Origin of the sequence: Candidatus Erwinia dacicola (genome assembly GCF_001756855.1) — a bacterium.
Lineage (GTDB): Bacteria > Pseudomonadota > Gammaproteobacteria > Enterobacterales > Enterobacteriaceae > Erwinia > Erwinia dacicola.
The window spans coordinates 1-8,567 of sequence record NZ_MAYS01000100.1; the positions used below are offsets into that span (position 1 = coordinate 1).

Sequence of the window (8,567 nt, forward strand, 5' to 3'; positions counted from 1 at the left end):
CGTTAACTCCTTTAAGCAGAAGTCACGCTACGTTGCCGAAGCAACATAACATGACGTTGCTTCAACAAAAATGAATGAATGTAGTGCATCTCAGCCTGTACAGACCGCAGTCTGTTTGCACCGTAACAGGCAATAAAAACAGGGTACTTGAAAACCTCAACCTCAACAACAAAGAAAGAAAAATAGCGGGGGAAAATTCCCCCGCCAGACGACTACTTAACTTCGTAATCTAAGGTCGCCGTAACTACTGTATTGCCGTTTTTCATACTGACCGAACACAGCCGGTCGCGTGTGATCAACGATAAACACAGCACCGTCACACAGACGGCAATCAGCGCGATTAGCGCATACTTGGTCATTTTCCTTGACTCCTTAATTTTAAGGAGGCACACTCTTAAGTGTCTAGGTTAAGAATACTGCCTCGATGATGGGATTACTCCCGTTATCGGGGCTTTCTTCTTTCTGGCTCTTGCTAATGCCTGAACCAGAGAGATTCAAGCACCCGCAAAAATGCTATCAAAATAATTAATAGCGTACCAGAATAAAAAAAGACGCAACATTAGGTTGCGTCTTTCATAACGGTATTCACTTGCTATTGGATCAATATCCCCATGAGCAATGTAAACGTTTATCTGGTTCTGCACGATAAGCATCAGTTACATCATTGAATCGTACCGCTACATTATTGCCGTGAACTCTGACGCGACGCTTGAAAATTTCATCATCTATAAACGAATCTTTCACTGCGCAAACATCAGCACTGCACCAACTGGTTTCTTCAACAATACGCCTTGCAATCTCGCGTAGCTCAACTGTTTTTGTTCCGCGAAGTCCAATTACCTGGTAAAACTCCACGTTTGTCTGTTCGTAACCCCAACAAGTATGAAAAATATCACCAATAGAAATTTTCACACCGTCAACCTGAATAAAATCTTTTGATTCTTTCATAGCGTTAACTCCTTTAAGCAGAAGTCACGCTACGCTGCCGAAGCAACGTAACGCGACGTTGCTTCAACATAAATGATTGAATATAGTGCATTTCAGCCTGTACAGACCGCAGTCTGTTTGCACCGGACAGGCTGTTAAATTATAGCGCGTATTAAAAAAAACACACACAAGTGTTTTGAGCACGTTTTAGACCTATAGAAAGACCGAACAGCGAGAGACACGCAAAACTGGTTTTGTGGGTCGGTGTCGCTGTTGAACAACCGAGCGCAGCGAAGGGCGTTAGTTTTCTGTTGTTAGGTTAATAATTGACCGTACTTTTAAAGATGGGCGGGGATTGAGTTTGATAGGTTCTCAATGGGTGACAAACAAAGTTATCCACCGTTTCTGTGGATAATGCTATATGTTGTATCGGTCGCATCTGACGGACATACTATATGTTGTGTCTGGCGGGGCGGGTTTCTTTCAACCATGGGGGTGTGTTTGTGCCTGCCCCGCCACGGCCATTTAGGAAAACGCCGCACCGGAGTGACATTTTAATATTGGTGTTACAAACGAGGGGCGCGTAAGACCCATTATGTTAAATTCAGGACTTTAGCACCCAAAATCACTGTTACCCTGTCACACAACCGCCCTACCCGCTAAAACAGGAACTCTTCTGTCAGAAATCCAGCCAAAACACCATTGTTTAATTTCTGTTAAAATCGCAACAATTAAGAAACATTTTAACAAAATTATACTTCACCGTTTTTGTTCGCCCAACGCTTGATAAGTTGAGTTATGCAAACGATTAATCAAAGATTAACTTAAATTGTTATCTTTTGATTAATCATTATTGATAATCTATGATTATCTTGATATGCTTAATCATAGATTATCACTGTTTAATGTCTAAAGATTAATCATTACCGATATTCATTGATTAATCTTTGATAAATCCAAATGAGAGGTAGGGAAAATGATTATAGTTTTTGGATCAGATAAAGGTGGAGTAGGAAAAACCACAATTACGGCAAACTCAGCAGTAATGTTGCAACAAAAAACGGCGTCTGTAGCATTAGTGCGAACAGACAAAAACGAAGATTTGAACACATGGCAAAGTTTACGACGAGAACAGCCCGTCCCTGATATCCCAATTATGACTTGTTACGGAAGCAATACACATAAAGAAATAAACAAATTGCACGGCGTTACGGATGTAATATTGGTAGACACTGCCGGACATGATAGCGTCGAGCTTCGTAGTGCATTACTTGTTGCAGATGTATTTATAGCTCCTGTAAGCCCAACATCTATGTTAGAAGTTGTCACATTGAATAAATTATCATCCATTGTGAACGAAGCTAAAAAGGAAAACACAAAGCTAAAAGCCTTTGCTTTACTTAATCGCTGCCCTACTTCACCATTTAATAATGATGCAGTAAAAATCACACAATATCTTAACGATGATCCCCTGCTTCTATCCCCATTCAAAACCCGTATATCAAACTTAAAGGCTTTTGAAAAAGCCATAAATGAGGGGTTGGGAGTACATGAGCTTAAAGGTAAAAATGTAGGATCAGCCAAAGCACAATTAGAGCTTTTATTCGCTGAACTCATTGATTCTGTTCAGGATAGCTAAGAAAACAAAACAATTGAAAATCATTGATTAATCATATATGATTAATCAATGATTAGCTTTGCATTGAGGTGGATTATGGATATAAATAAATTAAAAAAACACGCGCCAATAATTGAACAGTCAGAAAGCAAGACGGTTAATGATTTTATCGCCCAAGGGGATAAAAAGCCGACAAAAAAAGCAGAATCTATCATGGTAGGTTTTCGTATGGATGAAGATACTTTAGAACGTTTAGACCGGCTGACTAACGGACTAGGGAAGAAACGTATTAACATTTTACGGGCTTCGCTGCTTGCCTTTGAATCACTATCACCTAGCGATAAGGCTAAGTTTTTAATAGAGATAATGAGGTAACTACAATGCTTGAACATAAATTCAAAACAGTTAGAGAACTTAAAGATGCGCTTAATGAATGCCCTGATGATGCCGAAATTGATATAAGTGAGCTATCTAATAACATATCAAGACACGGTTTAACCACGGTTTTTGATGGTAAAAAAGTCTTAATTTGTGAATATCACGATTATGAAATAATTAACAAATATCGTAATATATTCAGTGAGTTATCAAAAACAGAACAATCTCGTTGCGGGTGTGTCTATGAAATCTACCAACGCAACTTGAGCACAGCAATTGATGGTTATTTAAGTGAATTAACTCAAGAGGATAAAAGAAAAGTAATCCAATTGGCAAGAGCTGAATTTGATTATATATCACCAGAGGAAATAACCGAAGCTATTCGACAAAATCAAGAAGATGGTTATTGTTCACACGGTTTAGATCCTAATTGCTGCCCTTTAGGTTGTGGTGATATTTAACCCCCAAAATAACGAATGGAATAATATTATGGCTACATTTTTATTCTGGATTACTATAGTTGGCGCATTTACCGGACTTATTGGTACTTTTATTGTTTTTTTCACATCAAATAAATCTGACATAGGAAAAGATTTAGGCTTAATTGGTGCGTCGCTTACCGGTTTAGGCGTAATCAGTTTGTTGTGGATGAGAGCTTTTAATTAAATTTAGGAATCGTAACAGCGAGAGACGGGCAAAACTGGTTTTTGTCGTCGGGGTCGCTGTTGAGCAACGAACGGAGAGAGGCGGTAGGCTGAACGTCGCTACGGTGTGTAAGTGCTTTTTGTCACATCGGTGAAATTCCGCTTCCTCGGTCGTTAACTCGCTACGCTCGGCCACGTCCTGCGGCGAGCGTTACGGGTTTTTTAAGGGGTCAGTTTGGAGATCGGAAATTTTTGTACGGTAAGCGCATTATTTAACCAATCTAGATGCGTAACTGATTGATTTTGCGTCAGCGGCTATCGCTTTTAAGTTATCTCCTTTGGTGTATCGCATTTAGGTTATCCGATTAAGGTCAAATCCCCTGAAAGGGCCGTATAGCGCGGGAGTACACTCTATTGCGATAACGCAGCCTGTTCAAAAAATAAGCTTACCGTACAAAAATTTCCGATCTCCAAACTGACCCCTTTAAGTTCTATGTTTAAAATCCTCCTCAGTGCTGCTGTACGCAATTCTATCTTTTAGTCCTTCCCATTCTATGAATTTCTTTAAAAAAGTCGTCTATGTGGCTTACGTGACGTTTTTGATGCGGTGTGAAGCATAAGTCAGCCCCTTTCCCTGCCAGACTGTGAGCGAAGCGAACCAATTACACGGAATTTAAAGCGGAGAGATTGCCGGATGGTCGGAGACAAAAGAAATGTTCAGCGATTTGCCCGCTTGCGGGTGCTAACTCAGGAGCGGAGCGACTAACCGAACCGGCGCGGCCTTATGGCCGCTGCAAGGGCGGTCATTTTTGAGTTGTCCACAGGACAACGGCTGAACAGGTTTTATTTTTAATAGAAAGAAAACATATTAGTTTAAAAGAAAGATCTAACAGATCTTTAAAAGGAAGTACGCACTTTATTTTTACCTCGTAACGCACTTATAAAATCCCTCGGCTGTCAGTTAACTGTCATACCCTCTTGCAGTTAATTGTGAATAATAGAATCCAGTATAAATACGTGCAGCAGATCACATTTTTAGTCCGGCCAAAATTGCTGTCGTTATCCCTGATTTGCTTCATCATGAACAGAACCAACAAAAGCGGGTTAATATTTAACCTTTTTTGATTAACAGACGTGCGGAATCCTCCGGCATGGCCGGATAACCGAAAAGATAATCAGGCAGGTGATGATAAGCGGGTATAATTACCCCGTGACAAGATAGTTCGTTCTGTCGTTCGTCGGGCTATTTCTCTGCGTGCAGCGGCCATATCGACAGGGAAGCGGCCAGCCGCGATTTCTAAGGACACTTCGCGTTTTACCTTAGCTTCGATTTCTTTTCGGCTGAGAATGGATTCCCGCTTTGCTCTGGCGCGTTTTAAGCCTTGTTCCCGCCGTTCCTTGTGATACTTCCTGAATCCGTCACGGACATAACGAAATGCATTAGCGGCCAATTCCATGATATCAAGACGGGGTAAGCCTTTTTTCTCGCGTCGCTGGTTTTCCCACTCCGCACGGCTGTTACGTGCCGCCGTCAGTGCTTCGGGGGAAATATCGAGGGCTTCAAACAATGCCGGTGTAAACTCAATATCTGACGGCACATTGCAGCCGATAACAGGGTCAAACTCGCTATCATAACGGATCAAACCAAAATCGTTAGCCAGTGATTCCAGCGCACGGGTAACACGGGTAATGGATAAATTTCCGTTATCGGATTCCGTCGCCAGTCCGCACTCTATCGCAAGATTAGTGACGGAACGCTGAACACGGCCAGTTTCCCCTGCTAACGGGTCATAATGGAAACACATTGCCTGTAATAAAACATCAATCACACGGCAGCGCAGAACAGGGGGTTTACGGTGACGTTTTCCGATTGAACGGGAAAACGCAACATGAACGAGGAAATCAAAGCGATCTGTGAACCCTTGGGCTTTTTCCATCAGTTTCAGACAGAACGGAAGCGTCCCTTTATCCTTTGGTTTAACAAACAAAGGTGTCGGGTTTTTGACCTGTATGTAGTTGTTAGTTAAAGAAACATTGCGGCTAGTCACAAAGACCAGTGCTTATGTTGTTCAGAAGGAGTTGAATTTTATAACTCATCGGGCTACACTCCTCATCAGGTACAACAATACCTGATGATATTTATGGATGCCCCGATAATCTTTCTAAGTTTGGCGACTGCGAAGATTAACGGGGTTTTTGCTTTTCTGGCTCCGGTAAAACCTCAGAACCAGTTCCCTGCTGCTTTATGGCGCAACTGACCAAAAATTCATTTAATTCAGCCCTCAGAATCTAACACTTAATTTCATCAGGATCAATTTCAGGATCTTAAAAGAGATAAGATCCTCAGTTTCCGTTATCTTCCCACGGATTGATGATATTCACACCCGTAGAACAAAAATCTTTTGTATTACGTGTAACGACAATATAACCATGCACAAGAGCCGTTGCTGCAATAAGTGTATCACTTTCAGGCTTGGGGTCAGGAACGTGCAGACGGGCACACTGACGCACGACAGCCATATCAACCGGTAAGATTCGGTTTGCAAAAAGCGGCAGAACATGACCGTCCATCCAGCGGCGCAGCATCTTACCCTGAGTGGTGTCACGGCGTTCAACACGCAAAATCCCCCGCTCCAGCTCAAGAACCGTAATCACGGAAAGATAAAGTTGCCGTGAATTTACAGATGAAAGCCAACGCATAACTTGTGCGTCGGCCTTTCCGTCTCCGGCTTTCCGTAGTTCAGAAATGACATTGGTATCAAGGATGAACATCAGAAAATGTCCCTATCAGGCGGAAAAATGCTTAACCGTGAAGTATCAAATTCAATTTCTGACAGACCGGGGACAGATAATGCGTCAACAATATTCTCATCATTCAGTCCTGATATCTGTTCATACTCATCAATAGACAGCAAAACATGTGTAGCCTTACCTCTGTCCGTAATGAACACAGCCCCCTGACAAGCGGCTTTCTTGGCCTTGCCTATCTCTTGGTTAAATTCTCTGCTGGTAAAAAAGGTCGTCAACATGGCGCACCTCCTTCTGTTCGTCACCCTATGTTTATATGTTACTACATCTAATCGTTTTATTCAAATAACGCAAGCTGGGCAGCTTTAAAACGCTCTATCTTATCTTTATACATATCGCGTTCTTTTTCGACCTTGTGCAGTGCGGCTTTCAGTTGGGCGATCTCTTTACAGTGTTGCTCGTAGGCCATCAGTGATTTGAGTAACGTCTGTGAAGCGCGTTTTTCCTGCAACAACACGCCTACGGCCTCCAGTGCATCTTCATGTTCCGGCTGTGGCCTGACTGTTAATGTCCCCATACATACCCCTCAAATGGCTAAACATTGAGGCCAGTCTTGCTTTCACGCCGGAATGCTATCATTTCGAATGGCGCTGGCGAGCTGGCCAACACAAAAATGATAGCAGATACTTTTGGCCGGATGATCACCTTTTACTATTTTTGCTATCATTTTTTGTTTGGCCGGTCGCTTCCGGATTGAAAAAGTGATAGCAAAAATCCGCAGTTCGATGCGCTGCAGAAAGATAAAGTGATAGCAAATCGGAAAACTGTAGCTTTATCAGATTTTGAGGCATCGCTACGCAAAATCTGAGGAAAAATCGGGCTGGTAGGTGTAACGGCTCGCAATCGAAATCCCTCAGATTCTGCATAGCTCTGTTTGCAAATTATTCACTGTCTTTCTGTTTTTTATCACTAACACGCTCAACTCTTTCAATGAAAACAATATATAGAGTAAATAACGATGTAAAAAAAAGCCCTGCGGTTGATGCTGATATTATACAATCAGTAATATTGCTATTTCCAAACATAAAAAGTAAGAAACCAAGGGTAAATATAGAAAGCAATATCCCAACAATCCCTTTCTCTATTTCTTTTTGCTTGTTTTTTATTTTATCTTCTTTAATCACTTTTCATATCCTTAGTATTAACACTTTGAGATTTTGATGATTTACAACTTACCTTTTTCATAAAAAAAACACTAATTAAAGATATTAATAAAAACAATAAAGAAAAACAAAAAATGAAAAAACCACGGAAGAAAATTTTGACATTAACGTCCATTCCTTTTTCTTTATGAAATTCACTATATTTTTTGTAAAAATAATCGAAATATTTATATTGCGGGATATTTAATTCTAATCCAAGCTTATAACAACTAGAACCACAACGTCCCTTATCTATTTTCATAAAATACCACTTTCCTTTTTCAATGTTATTATTCATTAAATGGTAGTTAGCTAAAGCATAGTATTTGTCATTTGAGGTTATATCAGTCGCTATTAATGACTCTATTTCCATTGATTTGAAATTTGATATTTTATTCCTCTCAGATAAATCATAATAATAAAAGTCAGAAATAATTGAATTATCTTTGTTCTTCATGAAAAATGATTCAACATCAACTTTCGCATTTTCAATAGCTGATATTAAAACCGTATATACATCTATGGCTGTTTCTGTTGGCATTAATTTATAATATGTTCTGTCAAATGTTTTTGTGTAAAAACTTTCGCTCAAATCAGCTTCTTTTCCTGTGTTATTATTTGTAGTTGTTTCCCAATATTTTGGATTCCCAAAATCGTCAATCCAGCCAATAAAAGCATGGGACGGGGCATAAACAATAAATCCCTTAATACCCACCAAAGACAGAGCATCAATCATCAGATATGAATTAGTGTCACAGTCAGAGATATGATTCGCATAATTATTTTAAACCTCTATACTAGGTTTGTAATAAAAGTTATCTCGTAACTTTTCATTAGCACACTTAATATAGTCATACGTTTCACTTTGTTTACAATCAAGATTCACGGCATTTAGAAACATATTAACATTATATAATGCCTTATCTTTATTTTCCTTTGTTGTAATTCCATAATCATAATCTATTTTTATTAATTCATGGGTCAACAAATTACCATCAAATGAATTAATGGAGCTACGCTCTACAAATCTTTTGTAAAAATCACTTTTAT

The 8,567-nt window shown here is 40.0% G+C and carries 12 protein-coding genes and 1 pseudogene; 4 read left to right on the top strand and 9 right to left on the bottom strand.

The window, feature by feature from the left end; all coding sequences use genetic code 11:
• Positions 1 to 212: 212 nt before the first annotated feature.
• Both BBW68_RS15560 and BBW68_RS02900 read right to left on the bottom strand, forming a co-directional pair.
• Positions 213 to 359, bottom strand: a complete 147-nt coding sequence (locus tag BBW68_RS15560) for a Hok/Gef family protein (protein WP_083264764.1) — start codon at positions 357 to 359, stop codon at positions 213 to 215.
• A gap of 241 nt (positions 360 to 600) precedes the next feature.
• Positions 601 to 948 carry a hypothetical protein gene (locus BBW68_RS02900; protein WP_070133931.1) on the bottom strand — a complete coding sequence of 116 codons (348 nt, stop codon included), beginning with the start codon at positions 946 to 948 and terminating at the stop codon, positions 601 to 603.
• A gap of 955 nt (positions 949 to 1,903) precedes the next feature.
• Here BBW68_RS02900 and BBW68_RS02905 point away from each other — a divergent pair.
• The 4 genes from BBW68_RS02905 to BBW68_RS18665 all read left to right on the top strand — a co-directional run bounded on the left by BBW68_RS02905 (position 1,904) and on the right by BBW68_RS18665 (position 3,589).
• Positions 1,904 to 2,566: a nucleotide-binding protein gene (locus BBW68_RS02905; RefSeq protein ID WP_036944392.1), complete on the top strand. Its 663-nt coding sequence runs from the start codon at positions 1,904 to 1,906 to the stop codon at positions 2,564 to 2,566.
• A gap of 75 nt (positions 2,567 to 2,641) precedes the next feature.
• On the top strand, positions 2,642 to 2,920 hold the full coding sequence (locus BBW68_RS02910; protein ID WP_070133932.1) for a plasmid stability/partitioning protein: 279 nt from the start codon (positions 2,642 to 2,644) through the stop codon (positions 2,918 to 2,920).
• A 5-nt stretch (positions 2,921 to 2,925) separates the two neighbouring features.
• Entirely contained in the window at positions 2,926 to 3,384 is a 459-nt protein-coding gene (locus BBW68_RS15565) for a hypothetical protein (protein ID WP_228201133.1), read from the top strand.
• A gap of 28 nt (positions 3,385 to 3,412) precedes the next feature.
• The gene (locus tag BBW68_RS18665; protein ID WP_164720184.1) at positions 3,413 to 3,589 is read left to right on the top strand and encodes a hypothetical protein; all 177 of its coding nucleotides are present in this window, start codon (positions 3,413 to 3,415) and stop codon (positions 3,587 to 3,589) included.
• 1,153 nt (positions 3,590 to 4,742) lie between these two features.
• Here BBW68_RS18665 and repA read toward each other — a convergent pair.
• The 7 genes and pseudogenes from repA to BBW68_RS19055 form a co-directional block, all read right to left on the bottom strand.
• Positions 4,743 to 5,615: a plasmid replication initiator RepA gene (gene repA, locus BBW68_RS02915; RefSeq protein WP_070133933.1), complete on the bottom strand. Its 873-nt coding sequence runs from the start codon at positions 5,613 to 5,615 to the stop codon at positions 4,743 to 4,745.
• Between the two features lie 295 nt (positions 5,616 to 5,910).
• A complete protein-coding gene (locus BBW68_RS02925) occupies positions 5,911 to 6,339 on the bottom strand; it encodes a type II toxin-antitoxin system VapC family toxin (RefSeq protein WP_070133934.1) in 429 nt (142 codons plus the stop codon).
• A complete protein-coding gene (locus tag BBW68_RS02930) occupies positions 6,339 to 6,596 on the bottom strand; it encodes a type II toxin-antitoxin system Phd/YefM family antitoxin (RefSeq protein WP_070133935.1) in 258 nt (85 codons plus the stop codon). The genes BBW68_RS02925 and BBW68_RS02930 overlap by 1 nt, the downstream gene beginning before the upstream one ends.
• A gap of 56 nt (positions 6,597 to 6,652) precedes the next feature.
• On the bottom strand, positions 6,653 to 6,892 hold the full coding sequence (locus BBW68_RS02935) for a hypothetical protein (protein ID WP_070133936.1): 240 nt from the start codon (positions 6,890 to 6,892) through the stop codon (positions 6,653 to 6,655).
• A 364-nt stretch (positions 6,893 to 7,256) separates the two neighbouring features.
• Positions 7,257 to 7,499, bottom strand: coding sequence for a hypothetical protein (locus tag BBW68_RS02940; protein WP_070133937.1), 243 nt, complete (start codon positions 7,497 to 7,499; stop codon positions 7,257 to 7,259).
• Positions 7,492 to 8,253, bottom strand: a complete 762-nt coding sequence (locus tag BBW68_RS02945; protein ID WP_070133938.1) for a hypothetical protein — start codon at positions 8,251 to 8,253, stop codon at positions 7,492 to 7,494. Before BBW68_RS02945 ends, BBW68_RS02940 begins: the two co-directional genes overlap by 8 nt.
• 48 nt (positions 8,254 to 8,301) lie before the next feature.
• Positions 8,302 to 8,567: pseudogene (locus BBW68_RS19055) on the bottom strand (hypothetical protein); the annotation flags it as partial.